26 protein-coding genes are annotated in these 25,326 nt (G+C 62.2%); 24 read left to right on the top strand and 2 right to left on the bottom strand.

Going from position 1 to position 25,326, the window contains the following annotated elements; genetic code table 11:
- Positions 1-1,149 precede the first annotated feature (1,149 nt).
- The 5 genes from B7X30_RS08435 (at position 1,150) to B7X30_RS08415 (ending at position 6,102) form a co-directional block, all read left to right on the top strand.
- Entirely contained in the window at positions 1,150-1,587 is a 438-nt protein-coding gene (locus tag B7X30_RS08435) for a relaxase/mobilization nuclease domain-containing protein (protein WP_286730211.1), read from the top strand.
- A gap of 507 nt (positions 1,588-2,094) precedes the next feature.
- Positions 2,095-3,081, top strand: a complete 987-nt coding sequence (locus tag B7X30_RS08430) for a tyrosine-type recombinase/integrase (protein WP_232054131.1) — start codon at positions 2,095-2,097, stop codon at positions 3,079-3,081.
- A 192-nt stretch (positions 3,082-3,273) separates the two neighbouring features.
- Positions 3,274-5,355: a DNA topoisomerase 3 gene (locus B7X30_RS08425; RefSeq protein ID WP_079668488.1), complete on the top strand. Its 2,082-nt coding sequence runs from the start codon at positions 3,274-3,276 to the stop codon at positions 5,353-5,355.
- A gap of 1 nt (position 5,356) precedes the next feature.
- Positions 5,357-5,527: a hypothetical protein gene (locus B7X30_RS08420; RefSeq protein ID WP_156052522.1), complete on the top strand. Its 171-nt coding sequence runs from the start codon at positions 5,357-5,359 to the stop codon at positions 5,525-5,527.
- The gene (locus B7X30_RS08415; protein ID WP_064135051.1) at positions 5,524-6,102 is read left to right on the top strand and encodes a lytic transglycosylase domain-containing protein; all 579 of its coding nucleotides are present in this window, start codon (positions 5,524-5,526) and stop codon (positions 6,100-6,102) included. The genes B7X30_RS08420 and B7X30_RS08415 overlap by 4 nt, the downstream gene beginning before the upstream one ends.
- A gap of 10 nt (positions 6,103-6,112) precedes the next feature.
- On the opposite strand, the gene B7X30_RS08410 is transcribed toward B7X30_RS08415, so the two are convergent.
- Entirely contained in the window at positions 6,113-6,742 is a 630-nt protein-coding gene (locus B7X30_RS08410; RefSeq protein ID WP_286730210.1) for a hypothetical protein, read from the bottom strand.
- Between the two features lie 32 nt (positions 6,743-6,774).
- Positions 6,775-7,185 carry a hypothetical protein gene (locus tag B7X30_RS08405; RefSeq protein WP_141130566.1) on the bottom strand — a complete coding sequence of 137 codons (411 nt, stop codon included), beginning with the start codon at positions 7,183-7,185 and terminating at the stop codon, positions 6,775-6,777.
- Positions 7,186-7,332: 147 nt separating this feature from the next.
- On the opposite strand from B7X30_RS08405, the gene trbB reads away from it, so the two are divergent.
- The 19 genes from trbB (at position 7,333) to B7X30_RS15735 (ending at position 25,227) form a co-directional block, all read left to right on the top strand.
- Positions 7,333-8,289: a P-type conjugative transfer ATPase TrbB gene (trbB, locus tag B7X30_RS08400; protein WP_064135054.1), complete on the top strand. Its 957-nt coding sequence runs from the start codon at positions 7,333-7,335 to the stop codon at positions 8,287-8,289.
- 27 nt (positions 8,290-8,316) lie between these two features.
- The gene (locus B7X30_RS08395) at positions 8,317-8,625 is read left to right on the top strand and encodes a hypothetical protein (protein WP_013106262.1); all 309 of its coding nucleotides are present in this window, start codon (positions 8,317-8,319) and stop codon (positions 8,623-8,625) included.
- On the top strand, positions 8,622-9,371 hold the full coding sequence (locus B7X30_RS08390) for a nucleotidyl transferase AbiEii/AbiGii toxin family protein (RefSeq protein ID WP_156052521.1): 750 nt from the start codon (positions 8,622-8,624) through the stop codon (positions 9,369-9,371). The genes B7X30_RS08395 and B7X30_RS08390 overlap by 4 nt, the downstream gene beginning before the upstream one ends.
- Before the next feature lie 118 nt (positions 9,372-9,489).
- On the top strand, positions 9,490-9,855 hold the full coding sequence (locus B7X30_RS08385) for a plasmid mobilization protein (protein ID WP_156052520.1): 366 nt from the start codon (positions 9,490-9,492) through the stop codon (positions 9,853-9,855).
- Positions 9,856-11,766: a TraI/MobA(P) family conjugative relaxase gene (gene traI / locus B7X30_RS08380; RefSeq protein WP_286730209.1), complete on the top strand. Its 1,911-nt coding sequence runs from the start codon at positions 9,856-9,858 to the stop codon at positions 11,764-11,766.
- Positions 11,767-11,853: 87 nt separating this feature from the next.
- Positions 11,854-12,192 carry a TrbC/VirB2 family type IV secretion system protein gene (locus tag B7X30_RS08375; protein WP_084440238.1) on the top strand — a complete coding sequence of 113 codons (339 nt, stop codon included), beginning with the start codon at positions 11,854-11,856 and terminating at the stop codon, positions 12,190-12,192.
- Positions 12,193-12,201: 9 nt separating this feature from the next.
- Positions 12,202-12,504 (top strand): conjugal transfer protein TrbD, encoded by a 303-nt coding sequence (gene trbD / locus B7X30_RS08370; protein WP_232054130.1) that lies wholly within the window; start codon positions 12,202-12,204, stop codon positions 12,502-12,504.
- Between the two features lie 42 nt (positions 12,505-12,546).
- Positions 12,547-14,994 (top strand): VirB4 family type IV secretion/conjugal transfer ATPase, encoded by a 2,448-nt coding sequence (locus B7X30_RS08365; RefSeq protein ID WP_064971544.1) that lies wholly within the window; start codon positions 12,547-12,549, stop codon positions 14,992-14,994.
- Between the two features lie 142 nt (positions 14,995-15,136).
- Positions 15,137-15,610, top strand: coding sequence for an outer membrane lipoprotein (locus tag B7X30_RS08360; RefSeq protein ID WP_064971543.1), 474 nt, complete (start codon positions 15,137-15,139; stop codon positions 15,608-15,610).
- Between the two features lie 65 nt (positions 15,611-15,675).
- Positions 15,676-17,067: a hypothetical protein gene (locus B7X30_RS08355; RefSeq protein WP_064971542.1), complete on the top strand. Its 1,392-nt coding sequence runs from the start codon at positions 15,676-15,678 to the stop codon at positions 17,065-17,067.
- Positions 17,068-17,093: 26 nt separating this feature from the next.
- Complete coding sequence (gene trbJ, locus B7X30_RS08350) at positions 17,094-17,783, top strand: P-type conjugative transfer protein TrbJ (RefSeq protein WP_064971541.1); 690 nt, start codon at positions 17,094-17,096, stop codon at positions 17,781-17,783.
- A gap of 110 nt (positions 17,784-17,893) precedes the next feature.
- Positions 17,894-18,400, top strand: a complete 507-nt coding sequence (locus B7X30_RS08345) for a hypothetical protein (protein WP_064971540.1) — start codon at positions 17,894-17,896, stop codon at positions 18,398-18,400.
- 135 nt (positions 18,401-18,535) lie between these two features.
- Positions 18,536-20,338 (top strand): P-type conjugative transfer protein TrbL, encoded by a 1,803-nt coding sequence (gene trbL / locus B7X30_RS08340; RefSeq protein WP_064971539.1) that lies wholly within the window; start codon positions 18,536-18,538, stop codon positions 20,336-20,338.
- Between the two features lie 113 nt (positions 20,339-20,451).
- Positions 20,452-21,621: a primase/helicase family protein gene (locus B7X30_RS08335; protein WP_156052518.1), complete on the top strand. Its 1,170-nt coding sequence runs from the start codon at positions 20,452-20,454 to the stop codon at positions 21,619-21,621.
- Between the two features lie 48 nt (positions 21,622-21,669).
- A complete protein-coding gene (locus B7X30_RS08330) occupies positions 21,670-22,341 on the top strand; it encodes a hypothetical protein (RefSeq protein WP_286730208.1) in 672 nt (223 codons plus the stop codon).
- Positions 22,342-22,356: 15 nt separating this feature from the next.
- Positions 22,357-23,160, top strand: a complete 804-nt coding sequence (locus tag B7X30_RS08325) for a hypothetical protein (RefSeq protein WP_064971536.1) — start codon at positions 22,357-22,359, stop codon at positions 23,158-23,160.
- A gap of 75 nt (positions 23,161-23,235) precedes the next feature.
- Positions 23,236-24,864, top strand: coding sequence for an LPD7 domain-containing protein (locus tag B7X30_RS08320; protein WP_286730207.1), 1,629 nt, complete (start codon positions 23,236-23,238; stop codon positions 24,862-24,864).
- Between the two features lie 38 nt (positions 24,865-24,902).
- A complete protein-coding gene (locus B7X30_RS08315) occupies positions 24,903-25,073 on the top strand; it encodes a hypothetical protein (RefSeq protein WP_156052517.1) in 171 nt (56 codons plus the stop codon).
- On the top strand, positions 25,066-25,227 hold the full coding sequence (locus B7X30_RS15735; protein ID WP_156052516.1) for a hypothetical protein: 162 nt from the start codon (positions 25,066-25,068) through the stop codon (positions 25,225-25,227). The genes B7X30_RS08315 and B7X30_RS15735 overlap by 8 nt, the downstream gene beginning before the upstream one ends.
- Positions 25,228-25,326 lie beyond the last annotated feature (99 nt).

Here is a 25,326-nt window from a genome sequence, read left to right as displayed (position 1 = left end):
CCACCCAAGACACCCAACTGCCCCTGCTGTAGTGGCAATTTCAACAACCTGCCATAGACAGATCAAGCACTTACGACAGTTGGTGTCGAACTCGGGGGGACGGCTCTCGGCGCTCCGGGGTGTACATCCCCGTCGAGGAGGATGGCGCGGCCTCACCTAGATCGGCAGGAGCCGACACAGACATCGACGCCGAGTTCTGACCCGTCTGCGATTTTTTCGCGAGCGGCAGGGGTGCCTGCTCGCTTAACCCGGCTGCTGAAAGGCGACCGGGTTTTTTTTGTGTCAGGCCACGCACGGGGCCAAGACAACCGCAGCGTAGGCTAGAACGCGTCAGAACGCCCCAGGACAGCCGCGCAGTCACTAGGACTGCCCTCACACTAGCCCAGAAGCCACAGACCGGCCAAAAACGCCCGCGCACCACCCTATGGGCGATTGCCAGGCCGGGGCGGTCTGTGATGGAAATCACCCGCAACCCACGTCTTGGCCCCACTGGCCCCACCGTGGCCCCACCTATGGCCCCACGCTAAATTAGCGTAAGTCAATGATATTCTTAGATATAGTCACCCTATGCCCCCGGTGGGGCCAGTGGGGCCAAGCTTTTAAGACACACATGCGCGAGAAAAACTTGAACAACTTTTCGTAAATATTGTTACTGCATCTTATAGATACTTTTGTAACCTTTCGGAGTTCACTTTTTTTCCGCCAATAGGTGTCTCTTGTTTGGAAAAGTGGCCCCACCGTCCAGGGTCTAAACTTCTCAATTGTTTTCAACAGTTAAGCTCGATTTGGGTGGGGCAAACGACCTTGGCCCCACCGCCATTTGCCCTGTTTTTCGGCTCGAAACTACCCCAAAAAGCCCTCAAAACCGCGTCCAAGCCGCTGGTGTCTTTGTGTTTCCTAGAAACACTTTTTGTGTTTTTTGTGACCATCCGCACGATTTATGCCGGCCAACCTCGCGGGAAGTCGGTTCGCTTGTTCTCGTGCGCTATACGTTGACTGTAGATCAATCTCACCAGCGCCATGTGCCCAACTCTCCATCTGCGCATCACCCCCCTACCCGCGTCGCGGCTGCTCCGCCAGCGACAACACGACCTGCGGGCGCATGTGCCCCACTACGCTGATAGAAGCCGCACGGCAAAAAATTCTGTGTTGATCGCGCCGCCGATCCCGAGCAGCGTCCTGGCCGAAGCCAATGTATTTCGCCGCTATTACGGGCTGCACCTACTACGAGCAGGCTCCGCAGTTGCTTATGCCGCTGTCATCGAGTTCTCGCCCGATGCGCAGGCCATGCTTGATCAGATCGACCTGATCGAGCAAGACCGCCTCATTGCGGCGGTCGCATCCCAAATCGCCTCGACCGCCGGGACAACGGTGATCGGACTGGTTGTCCACAGAGACGAAGCCGCGCTTCACGCGCATCTGCTATTGCGGGGTTACGACCTGCGCACCGGCAGAGCCGTTCGCATCAGTCACAAGGACACGCACCGCCTGCAGGAACTCGCCAGCGAAGTGCTGCCCGCGCTGCTGCCGCATTATCAGGCAGAACTTATCACTGGCCCCGACCGGCCAGCCCGAGTCACTGACTAACGCCCCAGATGGAAGCCCGGTAAAAGCCGACGAATCCCGATTCTGACATTCAGGATCGCGTTTGCCCTCTCGGTTCTTCGACTTGATGGACGCGCTGATGCGCTACCCGGACACACCATCTGGGAACAATGCAGCCAAGCCTGGCGTAAGGACTACGGCGGCGCAAGCGCGCAAAACGGCCAAACAACCCACAAGGGATGATATCGGAGAGGGAGTCTGACCTACGCACGCAGGTAAGACCTGAGGTAAGACCGAACCGGCCAGAAAACAAAAACCCCAAGTCAAATCAATGACTTGGGGTTATGTCTTGGCGGAGTGGACGGGACTCGAACCCGCGACCCCCGGCGTGACAGGTCTAAATACAGTATGCCTAGAACCCGCATAAACGCTTGATCTGCTAGTATTTTCCCATTGGTTTGTGGGAATTGAGTGGGAATTGGGGGTTCGGTCATGGCATACTTTGAACAGCGAAAAAACGGGTGGATGGCGCAGATTCGGCGACGTGGCATGCCGACGTTGAGCCGCACGTTTGACCTGAAAGCCGATGCAGAAGCCTGGGCGCGGGAAATCGAGCGCGAAGCCCAGCGGGGCAACGTTGCTGTGCTGCGACAAGATGCGCAGCGCGTGACAGTCGCCGAAGTGATGGATCGCTACCTTGCCGGGCCGGTGCAGGCCATGAAATCGGCGAAGGATGTTCGCGCGCGCCTCGGCAAGGCACGCGAGCGCTTCGGCGCTCACTACTTGTCCAATGTGCGCGGGGTGGACGTGTCGGGCTGGCGCGATGATCTGCTGCAAGAAGGACTGGCACCGCAAACCGTCATCCACCACATCAACGTGCTCTCAGCCCTGTTTTCATTCGTCGAAAAAGATTTGAGCATCGATTTGCCCGCAGGCAACCCGGCGAGCAAGGTACGCAAACCAGCCGCGCCGCCAGCGCGGGATCGTCGGCTGCGAGCAGGCGAAGTCGATGCGCTGCTGGCCGCTGCCGCGCAGGCGCGTGCGGTTGGGCTTCGACAGATCATCATTCTTGCCGTCGAGACTTCGATGCGCCTGGGGGAACTGCTCGGGCTGGAATGGTCACGCATCGACTTGGCCAGGCGCACGGCACACCTGGTGGACACCAAGAACGGCAGCGCACGCACCGTCGCGCTGTCAACCGCCGCACTGGACGCACTGCATAGCCTGCCTCGACGCCTCGATGGGCGCGTGTTTGGCTGGCAAGCCAAGGACTCATTCGAGAAAACTTGGCAGCGCTGCATCGTGCGCGCTAAAGCGGCCTATGCAGAAGAGTGCGCCAAGTCCGGCAAGAAGCCAGATCCCGCATTCCTGGCTGATCTTCGCTTCCACGACCTCAGACACGAAGCCGCGTCGCGGCTGTTTGAGAAGGGCCTGGGCGTCATGGAAGTGGCGAGCATGACGGGACACAAAAGCCTGTCCATGCTCAAGCGTTACACGCACATCGAGGCGGAAAAGCTGGCGAAGAAGTTGGGATAACTGCGCTGCGCTGTACCCTCTCTTTGCCCCCTCCTTTGCCTTGGCTTTTCGTTCTTCCGCGACACCTGCCCGCCCGTGCCGCCCCGGCGTATATCTCTATGCCGGGTGCGGTTCGCGGATTTCCTGCGTTGCTCCTTTGCCGCGATTCGCGGGTGGTGCCGACGCACCCGGCTCCTTTTTCTGGAGCCGGATATGCGCATCATCATTGCCGAGAAACCTTCCGTAGCCCAAGCCATCGCCGGTGTCATCGGCGGAGCCAAACGCAGCGACGGATTCATTGATTGCCCGCAGGCCAAGACCCGCGTCACCTGGTGCTTCGGCCATCTGCTGGAACAGGCCAAGCCGGAAGAGTATGTAGATGGCGGCAAGGTTCTCGCGTCGCATCTACCCGTCATCCCCACGACCTGGAAGCTGTCGCCGCGCGACGGTGGTGCAGGCAAGCAAGTCAAGGTGATCCGCGATCTGCTCAAAGAAGCCGCCGAGGTCGTCAACGCGGGGGACGCCGACCGCGAAGGCCAACTGCTGGTCGATGAGGTCTTGCTGTTCCTGAACTGGAAGGGCAAGACCTCGCGCCTGTGGCTGTCCAGTTTGGATGATGCCAGTGTGCGTAAAGCGCTCTCTGGCATCAAAAACAACGCCGCTATGCGCCCCGTCTACGAATCCGCCCTGGCGCGTCAGCGGGCCGACTGGCTGATGGGCATGAACTGCTCCATCGCCTTGAGCCGCAATCTGCAAGGCTGCGGCGTGCCGGGCGCCTGGAGTGTCGGGCGGGTGCAGACCCCGACTCTGGCACTGCTGGTCGATCGCAAGCGCGAGATCGATCACTTCAAGCCCCGCGACTTCTACCAGGTCATTGCGTATCTGGACGGCGGCATCAGGGCTGTATGGCAGATGCCGGACGATCTGGTGGATGAAGATGGGCGGTTGCTGGACAAGGCCAAGGCGGACGAGGTTGCTCGCCAAATCACCGACAAGGCTGCGCGAGTCACCAAATTCACCCGCAAGGCGGGTGAGCGTGCCGCACCGATTCCCTACACGCTGGGCGGGTTGCAGAAGGCCGCCAGCAGCCGTCTGGGCTTGTCGGCCAAGGACACGCTGGCTGCGGCACAGGAACTCTACGAAGCCAAGGTCACCACCTACCCGCGTACTGATTGCCCCTACCTGCCCGTTGAGATGCATGGTGCAGCGGCGGGCATTCTGAAGGCCATTGGTGGCGCGGATGTTGCGGGGATCGACCCGGCGCGCAAGCACGCGGCCTGGAACACCGCCAAGGTCGAGGCGCACCACGGACTCATCCCGACTGGGCAGAGCCCCGATGCGGCCAGCCTGTCGGCCAACGCCAAGCGGGTGTTCGATCTGATCCGCGAGTCCTACATCCGCCTGTTCATGCCGCCCGAGAAATTCGAGACTCGCGAAGGGTTGTTCGAGATCGACGGGCTTGCGTTCCGCGCGGCGGCGCGCGTGGTGTTCGATCCCGGCTGGACGCGGCTCGGCGCCAAGGATGAAGACGAGGGGCAAGAGCAAGGCGAAGCCCAGGGTGCGCTGCCCGATCTGCGCGAGGGTGAAGTCCGCACCTGTGAGCGCGGTGAGGTCGTCGCCAAGCGCACCACACCGCCGAAGCCCTACACCGACGGCACGCTCATCGCCGCCATGACTGGCGTGCATAGGCTGGTGACGGATCCAAAGCTCAAGGCGCGACTGAAGGAGACGTCAGGGCTGGGCACCGAGGCGACGCGGGCCTCGATGATCGAGGTGCTGATCACGCGCGAGTACGCCGAGCGCCGCAAGAAGGAAATCCACCCGACCGACCGAGGTGTGCAGCTGATCGACATGCTGCGCAAGGTCGCGCCTGATCTGGCCGACCCAGGCTACACCGCATTGCAGGAGGACGCGCTGGCGGACATCGCCGCAGGGCGTGCAGCGCTGGCTGCGTTCATGCAGGTCCAGGTGGATGCAACGCGGGAGTTTTCGCGGGCGCTGTTGGAGGGCAAGCTGACGGACGGCCAGATGGTCATGCATGCCTGTCCTGCATGCGGCGGCAGTCGCTGCGCCCAACTCAAAAGCAAGGCCGGGAACGTCTATCACCGCTGCATGGACTGCCAAGCCGCATTCGGCGATGACGGCGGCAAGCCGGGCAAGCGTTTCGAGGACAGACCGGCAGGCGAGACTGCGCAAAAAACATCGAGCGCTGCAGGCGCCGGCCCGAAGTGCCCGACCTGCAAGGGCCCGACAGCAAGGATGAAGGCAAGCTTGGCACGAAGTGGGGGGCGATGAGATGAGCAACGGCGATGTGAGTAACGGGGATTCTGGGCGCAACGATTCTGGGATCAAAGAGCTTGAGGATTCCGGATGGTTTCTCGGCACGCTTGCTGCCGTTGCCGTCATTGCGTCCGCTGCGTTGATGGCAAGCGTCTGGTTCGGCCTGCTTGGTGGAGCCGCGAAATGACGCCGGTTGCCATGCTTCAGCAATGCGCACCCCAGATTGCGCCCGTGACGCTGGCGGCGATTGTGCAGCAGGAAAGCGGGGGCGATCCGCTGGCCGTGCACGACAACACCGGCGGAAAGAGCTATCGGCCTGCGAGCGTGGCGGAAGCTGCGCGCATCGCACGCGAGCTGATCGCGCGAGGACACTCGGTGGACATCGGACTGGCGCAGATCAACAGCAGGAACCTGCCCCGGCTGGGGCTGGGCGTCGATCAGGTTCTCGACCCCTGCGCGAATCTGCGCGCCGCGCAGACGGTTCTGATGGAGGGATGGATGCGTTCGGGCGATCTACGCGCCACCTTGTCAGCGTACAACACCGGCCAGCTCCACAGCCCTGTGGGAATGGCTTATGGGGAGAAGGTGTTCGGGAAAGCTGGCGTTTTCGTGCCAGCCATTCCGGGCGGCAAGCTGGCGCAGTGGGCAAGCAGTGATCCGGCAAACATAGGCGCGCTGCCGCCTGTTCGCCCCGTCATCACCTGGACGCCGCAGGCAAGCCCGCTGGCGCCCCAGGGCGGCGGGCTGGCTGTGAAGTGGTGATCAGCGGCGATCAAATCGGGTTGAGCTTGTTGAGTTGCCGGACGCCGAGAATTGATTTTATTTCGCCCAGCAGGCCAAGTTTTTCGAACCTCTTGATAATCGCCTTACTGCGATCCGACTTGATATTCCGAACTTCTCGCGGACAGACGCCGAGAGATTCTGTCAGATCGCTGTTTGCGTCGCCAAAAATGGCCCAGTCGGCATCGGTAATTCCGACTGCCCTGAAAATCTCTTTGATGCGGCTTCGCGTTTCTTGATCGCGTTCCTCATGCTCCGCATCTTCCGTACATCCAGACGCATTGTCGGTGCGCGCGTCTTCGTCGCTAGCTTCGTCAGCAAAAATTTCGTTCGTTTTTACAGCGTAGCATCGCTGTATCATTCCAAATTTTGAGTATTCTGCGATCCGGTGGAAAAGGGTCACCTGATCCATACACAACTCTTCCTCGCTAAAGCCACGCTTTTTGATGTATCCCCAGGCGTGGCAAACAACTTCCTGCGCACGGTCTTCAACATAATCAAGCGGCCCGCCAGAATTGAATGCTGGCTCGCTGCGCCAACGGCGCGCGGCCCGCATGGCTTCCTGGTAAATCGACTCGGCACCCCAGGTTTGCAGCGGGGTAAGTGAGAGTTCATTTTTCATTTTCATTCCTTTTGTCTTTGGTGTTGGTGGTTTCAGATCTCGATCTGAAGCTGCGATTCGAGAGCCAGTTTCCGCTGCCGTTTTAGCGGCACGTCGGGCAGCACCACAGAAATCGTGCGCGCAGCCCAAACTCCGAGCAGCACAACAAAACCGATAAACTGCCGCGCCAGATCGCCGCCACGCGATTTGATTTTCTGGGCCATTTTTTCCAGCGCCAGTTTCGCGTGTCGAGCAACAACCAGGCCGCTGCGCGCCGCGGTTTTTTGTTTGCGCGACAGCAGGAATGCTAGCCTGCGGCCCGCGCGGCCCAGGGGCCAGGTTTTCAAAAATGCACTTGGCGAATTGCAGAAATCGCGCCATGTAAAGCCCGGCTTTCTGTCAGGCAAGCCATGGATGATGCGCATCACCCGGATTTCCGTTTTTGTCATTATTTCTGCGTCCATTGTGGTTCCTCCTAAACTGCAGTGACCACAATTTTTTCAGCGCGCACCAGTAATGTCGAATATCAACTTATAATCATCGAATAATCAACATCGTCGTTTGTTTGCCGCCGTTTTCCATATCTGTGTGTGTGATACAGGAGCAGGAATATGGCAGACGAACAACAATCAGCGGCACGCGCACGGCAAACCGAGGCCCTGCGACGGGCGATGGGCAGTGAAATCCTCGATCCTCTGGGTGATCCCCGTGTGGTCGAAATCATGCTCAACCCAGATGGCACGCTCTGGGTGGATCGCCTGGGCGAGGGCATGCGGCAGACCGGCCGCATCGACGCTGTGCGGGCGCTGACCATCGTCAACACCGTGGCGGCCATGCTCGATACCGTGGTGACGTCCCAGCAACCCATCCTCGAATGCGAGCTACCGCTGGACGGCAGCCGGTTCGAGGCGCTGATTCCTCCCTTGGTCGAGCGCGCGAGCTTTGCCTTGCGCAAAAAAGCCACTCTGGTCTTTACCCTAGATGACTATGTCGTCAAGGGCATCATGACGCGCGCCCAGCGCCAAGCGCTCGAAGAGGCGGTCGCTGGCCGGCTGAATGTTTTGGTCAGCGGCGGCACCGGCACAGGCAAGACCACCTTGGCCAACGCCATCCTCGACGCCGTGGCCCGGCTTGACGGGGAACACCGCATTGTGGTGATCGAAGACACGCGCGAGCTGCAGGTCAATGCTGAAAACGTCGTGTTCCTGCGCACCAGCGACAATACCGACATGACCCGACTGCTGCGCGCCACCATGCGGCTGCGGCCAGACCGTATCGTTGTGGGCGAGGTGCGTGACGGTAGCGCCCTGGCCTTGCTCAAAGCCTGGAACACCGGGCATCCAGGCGGCGTCGGCACGGTGCATGCGAATGACGCCAGCGCTGCGCTGATCCGCATCGGCCAGCTCATTCAAGAAGCTGGCGTGCCGCCCAACCCCGAACTCATCGCCGAAGCGGTGAATGTGGTCGTCTCGATCAAGCGCACCGCCGATGGTCGCCGGGTCGAAGAAGTGGCCGCCGTGCGCGGCTGGTCGTCCAGCGGCGGGTTCCACGTCGAGCGGCTGGCTTGAAGGGGCCGCCTGCTGCAAAATGCACCTATGGACAGCAAACTCGATCTTGCCGTCGGGCATTTGAACGCGGCGACCGGCCCGGTGGTTCGCCCGGCTGATCTTGCGCTTGCGCTGCGCGAAGGCACCGTTGCGCATATCGTTGCCGGACAGAAGACCCGCATCGTTCGGGGACTGCTGCACAGCCTTTTTACGGAAATCGACCCTGCGCTCATCCTGAGCTGCGCCCGCGAAGCGAAGACCGACTGGCGACACGCCCATCAGCTTTACGCCGAAACCCTGGCGGACGGCATGCCGCGTGTCAAGGCGTGGGAGCAACTGGTTGCCGATCGGACATGACCACGCGCGACGACGTGTCTCAGTTCAAGGCCAGCGGCCCGTGGCGCGAACTCGCCCGTGCTGCTGCCGAGATGGTGGCCGATGCGGAGCAACGCGCTGGGTCCAAGATGGACCCCAAGCTGGGTGGTGGAACGCGGCTCATGCTGGCCTTCGAACACCGGATCAGCGATGACATTGACCTGTTTATCCGTGATCCACAGTGGATCGGGTATCTCACTCCCCGGCTGAACGATCGCTTTGAGTCCGTCATGACGGGATATGAAGAGTCCGCCACAGCGCTGAAACTTCGACTCCCTGCCGGGGAAATCGACTTCATCGTGAGCATGTCGCTGCTTGGCTTGCCCGATGAGCATGCGTCCGATGTCGAGGTGCCTTTCGCACTTGAGCCGGTGGATGAAGTCCTCGCAAAGAAATTGTTCTATCGCGGATGGGCATTGACGCCCCGCGACCTGTTTGACTGGCGCGCGGTCGTCGCGCACAGCGCGGCTGGGCACGTCGCGAAGTCCATGCAGGTTTTTTTGCCTGGCGACCGGCTCGATGCGATTCGAGAGTCCTTGCATGCCATGACCACATCACGGGCGGCGCAAGCGGCATGGGATGCGATCCGCGCTCCCGACAAGCCAGCGTTCGATGCATCCATCAAGTGGGCGTTGGAACAGGCCGACCGCTACACACGCTCAGCAGGCCGCAGCGCCGGGCTGTCGGCAATACACCGACAAAATCCGGACATCGACCTCGGTCGTTGAGCATCCCCCGCCCGCCCTTTTCTTTGCCCCTGCCTTTGCCTGGGCGCCGCGCGCAGCGCGGGTGCTGTTTGTGTTGCCGCCCACGCGCATATCCCCATAAGCACACATGGGGACTTTCATGGCAACCAACATCACTCAAAAAACCAAACGCGCGCCGCGCGAACTCTTTTTTCATTTCCGCTGCACGCGCGCGGAAATCGACGTCATCAACGCCCATGCCGCGCAAGCCGGCATGCGGCCCGGCGTCTTTGTGCGCGACCTCGCTCTGTCTGGCGGCAAGCTGCGCATTGCTTCCCGCGTCGATGAAAGCGCGGTGTTTGAGTTACGCCGCCTGGGCGCGATGCTCAAGGGCCAGTACCCAAAAGAGTCCAACTGGACGAATGAGGAAAAGCGACACTACTGGTCGGCCATGCAAGCCGTGCTGGAGCACGCCGACAGGCTCGCGGGCGGCAAGAATGAAGGCGACGAGCACGAGGCTGCCTGAATGCTCGCCAAAGTCATCAAGCTGCACAACGAGCGCGGCGGGCGGGTCTCCGCGCACCACGGCGTGCAATACATCTTCCGCGAGGGCGGCGAAGAGCACGCGCTGGATCGCAACGTCACCGGTGGCAGCTTCAACCTGGAGATGGGCGACCTCGATCTGACCGACCCGCTGGATCGCGCTCTGGCCATCCGCATGATGGACTACACCGCCGAGGCGGGCCGCTTGCGCAATCGGTTCACCAGCAACCCTTTCTATCACTACGCCATTTCCTGGCGCGAGGGCGAGCACCCCACGCCGGAGCAGTGCCGTGAAGCTGCAGCGCACACGCTCAAGGCGCTTGGACTGTCTGAAAATCAAGCGGTCTGGGGCTTGCACACCGACCGCGACTATCATTGGCATATCCACATCCTAGCCAACCGCGTTCACCCGGAAAAACTCCATTTGTCCGGTCCGCCAAAGCTGGATTTTCTGGTGCTGGACAAGTGCATGCGCGAACTTGAGCTTGCGCAGGGATGGGCGCATGACAAGGGGCCGTATGTCGTCATCGACGGCGAAGTTCAGCGCCTGAGCAAAGCCCAGCGCGAACAACTGGGCCTGCGCAAGACCGATCGGGCGCCGACGCCGGGTGCGCGTGCTGCGGAAGTCCACAGCGGCGTTCCCAGCCTGTCGGACTGGCTGAGCAAACGCGCCAAGGATGAACTGCTCGCCGCGCGGTCGTGGCAGGAACTACATCAAACGCTGGCCGAGCGCGGCTGCACCTTGCGGCAGAGCGGTGGCGGCTTGGTCATCGACACCAACCTGCCCGATGGTCGCGCCACCAGCACCAAGGCCAGCGGCGTGCATTACTCCTTGAGCCTGGGCCGGCTGGAGAAAAAGTTTGGTTCACCCTTCGTCGCCCCTGATGTTTCTGCCGCTCGCGTGCAGCCCGCCAAAACCTATGCCCGCTTTGTCGATGGCGTGCGCGCCGGGACTGAACCGGGTTTGCAGGAAATCCCCGGACGCACGGGGTCAACCCCGGAACGGCAGGCGAAGCGCGAGGCGCGCGCCTTGGCACGCAAGGAACTGGCGGACACATTCAAGCGTGAGCAGGCGACGCAGAAGCAGGCCCGTGGCACGCTGGTTTCCAGCCTGCGCGCGCATCACCAGGCCGAGCGCGCCACGCTCCGGCAAGAACTCAAGGCCATCAAGCCGGTGCGCATTGCAGAACTCACCGCCAAGCATGGCAGCAAGCAAATCGCGCAGGGGCTGTGGGCTGCCGAAGCGGTCATTCGGCGACAGGAACTGCAAAAGCGGCAGAAAGCCGAACGTACATCTCTGACTAAGGATGCGCCGAGCGTGGGTTGGGTGGACTGGCTTGAGCGCCAAGCCATGGCGGACGATGAAGCAGCCGCATCGGCGCTGCGCGGCATTCGCTACCGCGAGGGACAGCAAAAGAACAAAGGCAAGAATGGCTTCGAGGGCGAAGACCTTGACCCGTTAAAGCCGCGCGCTATGGCTGGCTCCATTGGCGGTGCTCCGCCAGACCCAACAGCGGGGGCAAGGAAAGCCTTTGCGCTCGAAGACGCCCGCATCCAGGTCGATCGCCGCCACCAGCGCATCGAATACCACGACCAAGCCGGGCGCGTGCGCATGACCGATTCCGGCCCGCGCGTCGATGTCCACATCGCGGATGCCGACACGATTGAGGCCGGACTGCGGTTGGCTGCTCAGAAGTTTGGTGGCGAGGTCTACATCACTGGCGACGCCGCATTCCGCGAGCAGGCTGCACGACAGGCCGCTCGCCTGGGTGTTGGCGTCAAGGATGCCGACCTGCAACAGGTCGTTGAGCAGGAACGCGCGCAAATCGAAGTCGAGCGCAGTCCATCCCGCCCGCGTCGCCCCGTCCTACCCCGTGATCCGCCCCTGCGCTGAATCGCGCCGTGCCGCCCCTGCGCATATCCACTCAAGCAAGGCTTCCGCCGCGCCCCAACCAGTTACTTGATCACGAAAGGATCAGCCATGAAGTTTTCTACCATCCGCAACCTGCGCGCCGCCGTCGTGCGTCGCCTCACCCTCGCTGCCGCCGTGTTTGCGGCGACCACCATGGAAGCGTTCGCTTCCACCTCTGGGGGCCTGCCCTGGGATACGCCCATCCAGACCCTGCAGAACGATCTGACCGGCCCGGTTGCCACCGGCATCAGCGTCATTGCTTTCCTCGCTGCGGGCGCCGCCCTGGTATTCGGCGAAGAGCTGGGCGGGATCGCCAAGAAGGCCCTGTACGTCGTGCTGGGCGTGGCCATGATCGTCATGGGCAACAAGTTCCTGTCGGCGCTCGGCCTGTCCGGCGCGGTCATCTGAGGAGCAGCCGTGGACGATCAGAACATTTCCGCGCCGATCCACGGTTCGCTCAACCGTCCGCTGCTCATGCTGGGCGGTGAGCGCACCCTGGTTCTTGGTCTGATGACTCTCGCCGGGGTGTTCGTGTTTTCGCTGGCCAAGCTGTGGGCTGCGGGGCTCGGGATCGGCCTTTGGGTGCTCGGCACCTGGGCGCTGTCCCGCGCCGCAACGTTTGATCCACAGCTTTCCAAAACCGGACGCCGCTCTCTTGCATTCAAACGCTTTTACTCCGGTCGCGCCACGCCGTTTGGCAAGTCGCGCGAGTGGAAGTAACCCCCGGAAGTGACCCCGGAAGCAACCAACAAAGGAACACCCATGCTTGCCCTCAAAGAATTCCGTGACCGCGCCGCCGGATTGCCCGACTTGCTGCCCTGGGCGGCCCTGGTCGATGATGGCATTGTGCTGACCAAGGCTGGTGCGCTGCTTGCTGGCTGGTGGTACCAAGGCCCTGATCTGGATTCCGCCACCAAGGGCGAACTCGGCGCCATGGCCGCGCGCATCAACAACGCGCTGTTGCTCGACGACGGCTGGGTGGTCAACTGCGATGCGATCCGCCAGCAGGCTCCCGGTTATGCCAAGGCCGGGGCATTCCCCGACCGCACCACGCGGTTGATCGATGACATGCGCAAGGCTCGGCACGAAGGTCAGCATGCAGGATTCGAGAGCCGCTTTGCGCTCACCATTTCCTGGTTTCCCGATCCTGACGCTGCGGACAAAGCCGCGTCCATGTTTATTGACGGCGGTGAAAAAACCGGCGTTGCCGCGCGCAACCTGCAGCGCTTCAAGGACGGCATCCGCGAAGTCGAATCCCGCCTGTCCACGGTTGTCAAGATCAATCGGATGACCGATTCGGTCGATGAACATACTGGCGCGGTCACCAGCGAACTGCTGGGCTATCTGGACTCGTGCATCACGCTGCAAGCGCCGCGCCGGGTGCGCATGCCCGAAGTGCCGATGTACCTGGACGCGGTGATCGGCCAGCACGACTTCACGACTGGCTTTGAGCCCCGTCTGGACGGTCGGCCCATGATCTGCCTGGCCGTTGAAGGCTTCCCGGCTTTTTCTGCCCCTGGCATCCTCGATTTCCTGTCGCGCCTGCCGGTGGCCTATCGCTGGAGCAACCGCTTCATCTACTTGTCGCAAGCCCAGGCCGACAAGGTGCTCAACAGCTACCGCAGCAAGTGGGCGCAAAAGCGCAAGAGCATGATGAACCTGGTGCGCGAAGCCTCGGGTGGCGCGGCGACGCACTTGAACATGCACGCGGTCGAACAGACCGAAGATGCGGTGGCCGCCATCAGCGAAAACCAATCAGGCGCGGTGCGCTTCGGCTACTACACGAGCGTCATTCTGCTTGCGCATGACGACAGCACGACGCTGGACGAAATCGCCCGCGAAGTCAAGAAAATCATCGAGAACGCCGGCTTCGGCGCGCGCATCGAAACGGTGAATGCGGTTGAGGCTTATCTGGGCACGATGCCGGGCAACACGCACGCGAACGTGCGCCGTCCGCTGATCAACACCCTGAACCTGGCGCATCTGCTGCCGTTCACGGCGGTTTGGGCTGGGCCGGACAGCAATCCTTGCCCTTTCTATCCGCCTGCCAGCCCGCCGTTGCTGTACGCCAAGACCGATGGCGCGACTCCGTTTCGTCTGAGTCTGCACGCGGGCGATCTGGGGCATACCGTGATTCTGGGGCCGCCCGGCTCGGGCAAGTCCACCCTGCTGTCCACGCTGGTCGCACAGCAGTTTCGCTACAAAAAAGCGCAGGTGTTCGCCTTCGACAAAGGCTATTCCATGTTGCCCCTGTGTTGGGGCGCAGGCGGCCAGCATTACGACATCGGCGGCGAGCACGGCGATCTGGCCTTTTGTCCGCTGGGCCGCTGTGATGAACCCCACGAGCAGGCCTGGGTCGCAGAGTGGATCGAGCAACTATGCGAACTGCAGAGCGTGCGCGTCACGCCGGAGCATCGCCAGAAAATCTATCGCGCTGTTCAGCAACTCGGTCAATCCACCGACGCGATGAACCAGCGCACGATGACCAACTTCCTGATTCAGTTGCAGGATGCGGAACTGCGCGACGCGCTGAGCTATTACACGATCAGCGGCGCAGCCGGGCACTTGCTCGACGCCGAGACCGACGCGCTGGCGGAAGATCCGTTCCAGGTGTTCGAAATGGAACATCTGATGAACAAGGGCGACAAGGTGGTGCTGCCGGTGCTGGCCTACCTGTTTCACCGCATCCAGCAGCGCTTCAAGGGTCAGCCGACCTTGCTCGTGCTGGACGAAGCCTGGATCATGCTCGGACACCCGGCGTTCAAGGCCAAGATTCGGGAATGGCTCAAGGTGCTGCGCAAGGCCAACGTCGCGGTGGTGTTCGCCACGCAATCGCTGACCGATCTGACCAAATCGGGCATTGCCGATGTGATCTTCGAGTCCTGCCCGACTAAGATTTTTTTGCCCAACCCCGAGGCGATGACCGAGAACATCCGGCCCCTCTATGAGGGTGTCGGGCTGAATCATCGCCAGATCGAGATTCTGACGATGGCCACTCCGAAGCGTCAGTACTACGTCATTCACCCGGACGGTCGCCGGTTGTTCGAACTGGGGCTGTCCGCGCCCGAACTGGCTTTTGTAGGGGTGTCAGGCAAGGAAGACATCGCGCGCATTCGAGAACTGCGCGACACGTTGGGCGATGCCTGGCCTGCGCAGTGGCTGCGCGAGCGCGGGCAGTTTGATGCTGCCCAGACCTGGGAGGGGTACTGACCGGACGCTGCGCGCGGTGCAACTGCACCCGCCTACGGCGGCGCACAGACAGGGGCAAGGAAAGTGTGGCTTCATCAACCGACTCCGCCTCGTGCCGCCCCCTCGTATATCCAGGCATCAGCACTCAACACGCGAGTCCATCATGCGCAAACTCCTGATCCCCATTCTCTTTGCCCCTGCTTTTCTGTCTGCGTGCGCCAACCCCGGCGTGCCTGACGCATCCGCCCTGAACTACACCGTCCAGGGCTCGCAACAGGCGCAGGCCGTCCAGTTCGGCACGGTGATGGCGATTCAGCCCGTGCTGATCGCGCCGAACTCCACCGGCATCGGCACGCTGGGCGGTGCTGCTGCCGGGGGTTATCTCGGCTCGCGCATCGGCAACGGCCATGGCTCTACAGCCATGGCCATCATCGGCGCTGTCGCTGGCGGCATCGCCGGAAGCGCGGCAGAGGGCGCTGCAACCCGCGAACAGGGCCTGCAGATCACGATCCGGCTGGACAACGGGCAAGCTGTGGCGATCACGCAAGCTGCCGATGTGCATCTTGTCGCCGGGCAGCGTGTCGAGGTGATCGGCAATCTGTATGGCGGCAAGGCGCGTGTCGTGCCCGTGGGTTGATCGCTTTGCCGTGGTCACAGCATAACCAGACACAGCCCCAACAAGGGGCCAGAAAGGAATTTGCCGTGAATCTCAAAAAATTCACCCTCGCCGCCGCATTGGCGGCTTTGCCGTTGCTGGCGTCCGCGCAGACCTATCCAGCCCCGGCGCCCACGCCCGATCCGACTGCCCAGCAGAGCCTGGGCGCGTCTGCGAATCAAAACTCGACCAGCGCCTACAACGGCGGGATGTCTTACTACAACCAGCAGGCGTACCAGGCTGCGTCGAACACGGCGCAGGACATCTCGAATCAGGATGCGGCGAACGTCGGAAGCGACTACTACGGAGGGCGCGGCGGCGGCTACAGCGACGCCTGGCAGCAAGCCGCTGATCAGGCGCAATCGGTCGCCAACGACAACCAGGCACAAGCTGGCGCCCAGATTCCTGTGCAGCAGCAGGCGGCCACGTCTCAAAGCGCGTCATATAACGCCGAGGTGTCCGCTGCACCCGCCGTCGCACAGTCCAACAACTCCGCCGCGCAGTCCGCTGCGTCGTCCGGCGCCGCACAATCAACGGCCAGCATCACGCAGAGCACCGGCGTCCAGCAAGGTCAACCCACGGTGACGAATAACACGGGCGAATACCTGATCGCCGGGGCAGCAACGCAGGCCGCGATGAACGGCTTGACGACTACCGGCTTCACCGCGAACAAAGCCGCCTACCAGGACGCGCAAAACGCCGCGTCCTGCGGCAATCCGTGGTGTGCTGCGGGCTGGATGGCCGCCAATGCGGTTGAGCAGAACATTGCCAACGGCGCTTATGCCGCCAACGTCGCCGCAGCCCCGGTACTGGGCACGGCGCTGAACGTCGCAGCCGCCGCATCGGCGCTGAACAGCGCCAAGGGCACGCTGCAACAGATTCAGTCCATGACAGGCGTGCAGCAGGGTCAGGCGGCAGGATCGACGAATACCCAGCAGGCGCTCGCGCAAACGACCGCGCAGACCGGCGTGCAGCAAGGGCAATCGGCAACCGCGGCCAGTACGGACACGTCCTACACGTCCGCTGCCGACGCCCAGCAGAACGCCCTGGGTGCAGCGGCGCAGCAGAACCAGAACGCCGCCGTCATCGCAGCGCAGGCCGGTCTCGCTGGGTTGAGCGCCGAGTATTCGCGCAATGCCGCCAACCAGATTGCCAGCTACGACAACGCTCAGGCGCAGTCCACGGGCGACCCTACCTGGACGCAGGCCGCGGGCATCGCGCAGAACGAGGTTGACCAGCAGCAAGGCCTTTACGACTACCAACAGAACATCCAGAGCCAAGCGATTGCCACCGGAAACGCGACTGCAGCACAAGAGAACGCCCTGTCGCCCAGCATCGGCAGCACGCTCAACACCGCAGCGCAGAACGCCGCAGCGAATCAGTCCAGCACCACGCTGCAGAACATCGGCGCACAAACCGGCGTGCCGCAAGGCCAGTAACCCTCTCACCTCGCAGGAGAACCCTCATGACTCTGAAAAAATCCATCGTCGCCTTGGGCGCGATTGCCGCCCTCGCCAGCACGCCCGCTCACGCCACCGGCATGATCGCCGGGGCCACGTTTCCTGAACAGATCGTTCAGGAACTGACCGCCGTCGAGCAGTACGCCACCCAGGCGCAGCAACTGCAAGCGCAGTTCCAGATGGTCTACAACCAGGCGATGAACCTGAAAAATCTGCCGGATCAAATCTGGCCGAACATCGCCGGGCAGTTGCAGTCGCTTGTAACGCTTGTCGGACAAGCGCAGGGGTTGACCTACGCCTCGCAGAACACGGCTGCCGGGGTTCAGGCGCAGTACGGCGTGAACGGGCAAAGCTACCAAGCCAACCTGTCACAGTGGAACGGCAACCTGACCAGCCAGATCCAGCAGGCGCTCAATTCCTACGGATTGCAGGCGCAGGACTTCCAGACGCAGCAGCAGGCGCTACAGCAAATCCAGAACGCCAGCCAGTCGGCGACGGGGCGGATGCAGGTACTACAGGCGGGCAACCAGATTTCCGGGATGCTGGTCAACCAACTTCAGGGCCTGCAGCAAACGATCATGACCAACAGCCAAGTCGAGCTGAACGCCGTCGGCGCGAAAAACGCGCAAGACCTGCAAAAGAACCAGATCAACCAGAGCTTTCTGAACGGATCAACCGGTGCGGGCTTTTACTGATTTGCCGCCTTCGGTAACATCCAGAGTACAGACGGCCTTCGGGCGCGAGTGCGGGGCGACTCATAGAAACAGTCCCAATTCCCACACTTTCAAGCGCAAAGGAGCGCCCCATGAAACCGTCTGCACGTTTTTCCATTCCCGCGATGCTTATCGTTGCCGCCGCCCTGCTGTCGGGCTGCGGGCAACAAGCATCGTCCGTCACCGCACCTGGCGTTGGCCCGGTTGCTGGGGCGAAGATCAATGCCAGTGAAGGCCCGTTCGGCGGGCAAACCGTGGCCTGGTACGCCGCGCAACTGAACAGTCACGCCGTGGTCGGCGAAGCCGCCGATCCGGCATGGCAAGAAGCCCTGTGGTGCGGCGGCAAGGACGCCCAGGGCAATGCGGTTGCGAGTGCCGATGCCGTGACCAAGCGGCGCGGCACGGTGTCCTGCCAGAACCTTTACGCCGGAGTCGATCAGGCCCAAGGCCCCTATGCAGGGCGCGACCACGGCTGGTTCAAGGCGCACCCCAAAGAGCGCACCGCACAGGCTGCGTGGTGCCAGTCTTTGGGCAAAGAAACCCTTGGCGCAACCGGCACCTGCGCCGCAGTGCAGACCACGGGCGCGGGGTTCTACTGATCCCGCTTGAGGCCAAAGCAAGCAACAGGGGCAAGGAACCCGTGGCTTCCTTGCCCCTTGTTCTTTCCGGCGCGGTCGCATCGGTGCCGCTGTCTCGCATATCCACCTGACAACCCTCGCAACAACAGGTGACCCATGAAAATCAACCGCCCCCAGCGCTGGCTCCTGCCACTCCTGCTGCTCGCCCTCGCTGCCCCTGCCGCATACGCAGGCAATGGCGTCCTCGACCAGATTCAAACCGCGTTTCAGTCGGCATCGACGGGCTGGATGACCGCATCGCTCAATCTCGCCCGCCCGCTGTTTTTCGGGCTCGCGGGGCTGGAGTTTGCCTGGGCTGCGATCAACTACACGCTGCGCAAAAACGACCTCGGTGAACTGCTGACTTCGATAACGCTCAAGATTCTCGGCATCGCGTTTTTCGCCATGCTGTTGACCGAAGCGCCGACCTGGATTCCCCCCATCATCAACAGCTTCGTCCAGGCCGGGCAGACCGTCGGCGGCGGCGGGGCGACGTCCATTTCAAGCGCGGTCGGGCCGTCAGAAATTCTGGACGCTGGCATCAATACCGCGGCGAAAGTGATTTCCGTGGCGAATGGCATCAACGGGCAGCAAACGTCCAGCGGCATCAGCATTTTTCACCCCGGCGACTCTATCGCCGCGCTTGGACAAGGATTTCTGTCGGCAATCTTCATCGGCATGACAGGGCTGATGATCATTCTCGGCTTCCTCGCCATCGCGATCCAGCTGCTGATCACGACGATCGAGAGTTACATCGTGATCGGCGGCGGTGCGCTTATGCTGGGGTTCGCTGGAAGCCGCTGGACCTTGCCCTTCGCTGAAAAATACTTTGGCTACGCGGTCAGTGTCGGCATCAAGCTGTTCACGATTTACCTGGTTGCTGGGTTTGGCGGACAGCTTGCGAACATCATCATTCAACACTGGGCGGCCGTGCAGGCCGGTGCGCCGCCAAACAATGTCGTCGGCCCGGTGGACTTCCTGACCGCGGGAGCGACTGCGCTGGCCTATGGCGCGGTGGGCTATCTGGTGCCGGGCATTGCCGGGTCGATGATGAATGGCTCGCCCGCCATGAGCCTGTCGAACGCCGGGGCCGCTGCAGGCGGCATGGCTGTGGCTCCGATTGCGGCGGGCTTGGCTGGCGGCGCTGCGGGTATGAGAGGCGCAAGCGCGCTTGCAGGGCTGCTTCCAGACTCAAGATCGGGTGGAGCTAAAGGCGGCATTGGCGGTAGTGCGATGCTGGGCGGCGGTCCGGTCGGCGGGGTGTCTGGCACTTCGCGACTGGAATCCTTGGCGTCCGGTGCGGGCAAGGGCTTGCAGACAGCGGGGCAAGGGGTTAGCGCCGCGGGGTCTGCCGCTGGAACCGGCATCAAGGCTGCGTCCGGCGCTGCGAATGTCATCCCGGTTGCCGGGCAGGCCATTGCCGCGGTGGGTGCGGCGGTCGGAACCGGTGTCGAAGCGGCTGGCAAGGTCGCAGGCAAGGGGCTTGAGGCGACAGGCAAAGCTGTAGAGGGCGCTGGCAAGGTTGCAGGCAAAGCCGCAGAGGGCGCAGGCAAGGCTGTAGAGGGCGTGAAGTCCGGCGCGGAACTTGGCAAAGCCGATGCGCCAGCGACACAAGAAGCTGGGCTGTCTTCGGCGCGCACGACGGTTGGCTCAACGCCGGGTGGCAATGGCTTTGCTTCTACTCAGTCGCAAATCGGCGCAAGCGCCGATGCTTCGCCTGCGGCCAACGCTGCGGATGCTTCTGCCGCGCAGCGCCAATTCGAAAAAGACAACGCGCCGAAGCCAAAGGGCCGCAGCTTGGCGGACACGTTAAAGAGTGGGGCGCAGAGCCTGCAATACGAGGCAAACCGTCGCAAACCTGGGTTGTCACACGACGGGCAATCCGGCGGTGTGAGCATTCGGATGAACCACATCGACTGACGCTCGCCCTTCCCTTCCCGAGATTAGCCCGGCCAGCCGCGAGGTGCGCCGGGCTTTTTTATGCCGTGCCGCCCGCGCGCATATCCCCGTAGAAGCACTACTGGGGATTTTTTATGTCCGCATTCGAGCAGGCTGTATTGAACGATCTTGAGTTCAGAGGTTGGAGAATCGGCAAGCCGCACCAAGGCCGCGACGGCACGATGTACCGGGCTAACGACGGCGCGGGATCGTCCGATGCGCAAACGATCCTGATCAAAGACAGCATCGCGGTCGTCACCTCGCATCGCGGCGGAGTTGATCTCCCCGCTCCTTGGCGGGCTGGGCGAGAAGCAAAAGATGGGTCGCCCACGGCTTACATCACGGCGCGCGACCTTGGCATTGACCTGTCAACGATCCGCCATGCGCCATCACGCGCGTTGGTGCCGCCACCGGCGGTCGAGCCCGTTGACCCCACATGTGTTTCCGGTGTCCGCGCAGCATGGGATGCCAAAGTTTTCCCACGCGACGATCACCCGCAATTCGTGAAGGGCGGCGCGTGGGTACACCCTGGGGGGCTGCGTGAGTTTCCGCCTGGGCACCGGCATGCTGGCGATCTCATTGCCCCGTTGTTCCGTCCTGTCGCGCCAGGGTCGCTGTCCATCGAGCTTTGCGGCGCGCAGCAGCTTTTACGGGACACAACAGCGACCCCGGACAAGTACATCGTTTCGGGTTCGCGCACGGCTGGCGCGTTCGTGCCGCTGCCGCTTCGCCAGTCATTCTTCGAGGCTGGCGCGAAGATCGGCGCCGACTGGCTTCCGTCTGGCACGCGGATTGTCGTCACAGAGGGCGTTCGCACCGGGCAAGCGGTGCGCACGGCGACGGCGCAGTGGGCCGCGGCAGGGAGCAAAGAAACCGTGGTGCTGGCGGCGCTGTCCGCGCACAACCTGCCCGCTCTCGCGCGCTGGCTCAAGGCGTCGGGAGTGGCGGCATCGCACGAAGTGGTGATCGCCGCCGACAACGACCTTCGCAAGTCCGATTTCGTCGGAATCAAGAAGGCCGTCGAGGCGGCCGAAATTTGCGGCGGGAAAGTCGCGCTGGTGGACAGCAACAAGCCCGGCTTCGACGCGCACGACCTGCTCATAGAGCGCAAGCACGACCTGCGCGCAGGCATGGCCGCAGTGCGCGAATTTATTGATGCAGCGCGTTCGCCGGATCAGGTGCGGGCTGATCGAGTGGATGCGTTCGATCTGCTGCAGAAAAACAGGGGCGAGGAAATCGAGCATTACGCCGAACTTAACCGCTGATATGCCGTGTCCACGCTATATCCATACATCCCCATCTGGAGACTCTTTATGGACGACCACGACCCGAATTTCAATTTTGAGAGGCTCAAAGCGTTTAGCAATGCCAATTTCGACAACGGCATCCGCCGGGCGCTCGCAGGCCAAGAAACATCATTTTTGATTCCTGTCCTCGCGCCAGTTGGCGACACCCTGCAACTGGTTTCGATACATAAGTTGCGCCTGCATGGCGCCGACCGTGCCGAGTTCAGCGCACTGTATCCGGACAGTGGCGTAGAACAAAGCCTCCATCCTGCCGCATTTGCCGCCCCGTGGCGCTACGAGCAATTCCATCAACGGCTGGGCGCCGCCAACGGAATACTGCCCAAGCTCGAAGAGCTCAACAGAGCGATGCCAAAGGTGGTTATTACTGATAGTTCCCAGTCCGCACTGGCAATAAGCGCGAAAGGCGGCCGAAATGCGATCGCAGCCATGCGCCCGGAGAACTTTCGCGCGGTGGCCTCCGACATGCGCGCCGCTGGCTTTGACGTGGTGATCGTGCCCGACAACAACATTCTGTCGCGGGCGCTGGCGCACCTCATGTCAGCGCTGATCGACGCGACCGAACAAGCGAGGGACATCGATGTCCGTCGACTGATTCTTGAGCCGATTTCAAACGCCGCGCCGCCCCCAGCCATAGGGTTGTCTCACCCCGCCCGCGCAATTGCTGAAATTGGCCGCTGAACCAAGGAGCCCACGATGTTCAAGAACCCCGAGTTTGAAGCCGACTTCGGCAAGCAAAGCCCCGAGTTCACCCGGCAGGCGATGGCTGCCGCGATGCGCGGCGAGCCTGCGCAGTTCGCCGTACCGGTTTTCCGTGTCGTCGGCGAGACGCTGCGACTGGACGGCGCGCAGAAAGTCGAGGTCAACCCCGACAAAGCGGCGATCTACCCTGGTTCGCAGTTCGGCGCCGCGTCGTTTTCCATCATTCCTGTGACCGAAACCATGCGGTTCAAGATGATGGCGGGCGAGCCGATGACTGCAAAAGACGCGCCCGACCCGGTCGAGTTCGGCAACCAGGTCGTCGTCACGCATTCCGTGGCGTCCGCACTGGCGATTTACCACGCGACAGGGGAACGGGCGATTGTGCTTCCCTCGTTCACGCCGGACAACATGAAGTCGGTGGCCGAGTTCGCGAAGAACACGCTCAAGGCCAAGGACATTGTTGTGGTGCCCGACAACACCGTTGCATCCAAACGTGCAGCACACGAAGCCGCGCGGGCTGTGGATGGCAAGGTGGCGCAGATCGACTATGGCCCGGAGCAGAAAAACCTGCTGGGCGTGATGGCCGAGGCGCACAAGTGGGCAGACAAGCTGTTTCCGGCGCCAGAAACCGTGCTCGATGAAGTCCGGCGCGACAAGACCCTCCAGGATGCCGCAAAGCGCACCATCCGCGAACCCATCGCCAACGCCCAGAAGTGGGACAAGGTGCCGGTTCCTACGCTTGTCCAGGGCCGGCCCGTGTCCGTGCAGCGCCAACCCATGGCCGACATCGAGCGCTGATCCAGGCGAGGCGTTGCTGCAGCGTGCCGTGTCCACGCCATATCCAGTCATACAGACCCTATTTCGGAGAACTCCATGAGCGCACTCGATACCCTCGACTCCCTGATTTCCCAGGCCAAAGTTGCCGCCGAACCGCATCAACAACCAGAGGTCGAGGCGCAGCCCGCCCCGTCCGCATCTCTTGCCCCCGATGTTTCCGCAAACGCTGACCCGGAGCTTTCCGTTGAGCAGCAAAAGCGCATCGATCTGCTCCACGAATACGAGGAATTGACCGCGCCGCAGCGCACCGAGCGCAACACCGCCATCGACGCCTTCGACGCGGACTGGCGCGAGCGCTGGATGAAGCTGCAGGGCGAAGTCGAGGAAGCTCGCGCCAAGCGCTCGGAATCGCTGACTGCCGAGGGCGTGGATGCTCACCTGCACGACAGCCTGCTGGCCAAGGAAACCGCCGTGCTGGTCGAGGAATTTGAGGCCCGCAAGGATGCCGCCGCGCGCGAACTGGACAAGTCCATGCCGCGCCCGGCGCGCTGGGTCGATTTCCTGGGCGAAAAGGCGCAGGAAAACCCTGGTGATCCCGTGCTGGAGTCGCTTTTGGAAGAAGCGAAGAAGGCTCCTGATTCCGGCATTGAAGGCTTCGGTGGTGTGCCGCCCAAAGCGGTCACGTTGTCCGACCTGGTGAACAACATCGACAAGGACGGCCAGATTCACTACAAGCGCGGCCTGCGCACCGTGATCCATGACCGCGGCTCTCGCCTGGACGTGCAGCGCAACGATGACCGCGACATCGAGGCGGCGCTGAAGATTTCTGCGCAAAAGTTCGATCTGCAAAAGGGGTTGATGCTGACCGGCGATCTCGCCTTCAAGGTTAAAGCCGCGGAGATCGCGGGCAAGCTGGGCTACCCGCTGCAGAACAGTGAGCCCGAAGTGCTGATGGCCTGGAAAAAGGGCCGCGACACCAACCCGCAACTCAAGCGGGCAGTGATGCCCAGCGTCGAGCGCGGCATCACGGGTGACCTGGCGGTGGCCAAGCCGATTGCCGAGCGCACAGGCCCGGTGCAACTGCGCGCTGACCCGCTGACGGTCGAGCAGGCTGGCACGCTGGGTGTCACTGCGAACGGCGATGGCGTGGTGGTCATGCCTGCCGAGCGCGTGCTGGCCGCCGGTGCCGCGTTTCGCGAAACCCAGAACGTCGCGCTGCACATTCTGGCCGAAGCCGATCTGCGCAAACCCGATGGTGGCGTGGACATCGGCAAGCTCAAGGAACTCGCGCCCAACCTGACCCGCAACGGTTCCCTGACGGAACTGGCACGGGACGTGGTGATCGTGCGCGATGACCGCGTGATTCGCACCCGCGAATCGCTCGACAAGGAATTGGAGCCAGTGTTCAAGGTGGCTTACATGACTGCTGGTGAGCGCGTGCGCGAGAACGAGGAAGTGGCCGCAAGCATCGCCAAGGCACAGGAAGTCGAACGCAGCGCCGCGCAGACCCAGGCGCAGGAGGCCGACGAAAAGAGCCTTCTGGTGCGCAATGCGGACAAGGCGCTGGACAAAGAGATCGCGGAGAAAGCGGCCAAGCAGGAGGGCCGCGAAGAGAAGCAAGAGCGCGAGATCAAGTCCGAAGAAAAAGCCATCCCCGCACCTGCCGTCTTCCGCTCCGGGCGTACCGGGCGGGGCATGGACATGGGCCAGGGCATCGGGTTCTGACCGTGAGCCGCTTGAGCCAATCGGATCGCGAGGCCCTGGTGCGTGAAGCGCTGGGCCTCGACGACCGGCTTGTTTTTTGTCTGGCCGAATGGGTCGGTTGCGATCTGTCCGGCGTCGATTGGTCGATGGGCCTGCCGTGGCGCATCGAAAACCAGATCACCGGGCTACTGAAAGAAATCAACCAGGATTTGGAGAACCGTCATGAATGAATCAAGCACTGAAATTCTTGCGCGCGACGCGCAGCGCGTAGGCGCCGTCATCGATCACGATCTTGCCGCCATTGACGACGCGGATGCTGAGCAGGAGCGGGCGCTGATGGACGCGCTGGAGCTTGGCGTCGAAGACATCGGACTGGGGGTGTGATGTCATTTTCAGAAGACGAATGCACCAGTTAATTAGGTGTGGCGGCTGTTGTGCGGCCAGCTCCTGACAGTCCAATATCAGAAGTGATCTGCACCAATC

The sequence above is a fragment of the Thiomonas sp. 13-64-67 genome, assembly GCF_002282795.1.
GTDB classification, from domain to species: domain Bacteria; phylum Pseudomonadota; class Gammaproteobacteria; order Burkholderiales; family Burkholderiaceae_C; genus Thiomonas; species Thiomonas arsenitoxydans.
This window is presented reverse-complemented; position numbering and strand designations above follow the sequence as displayed.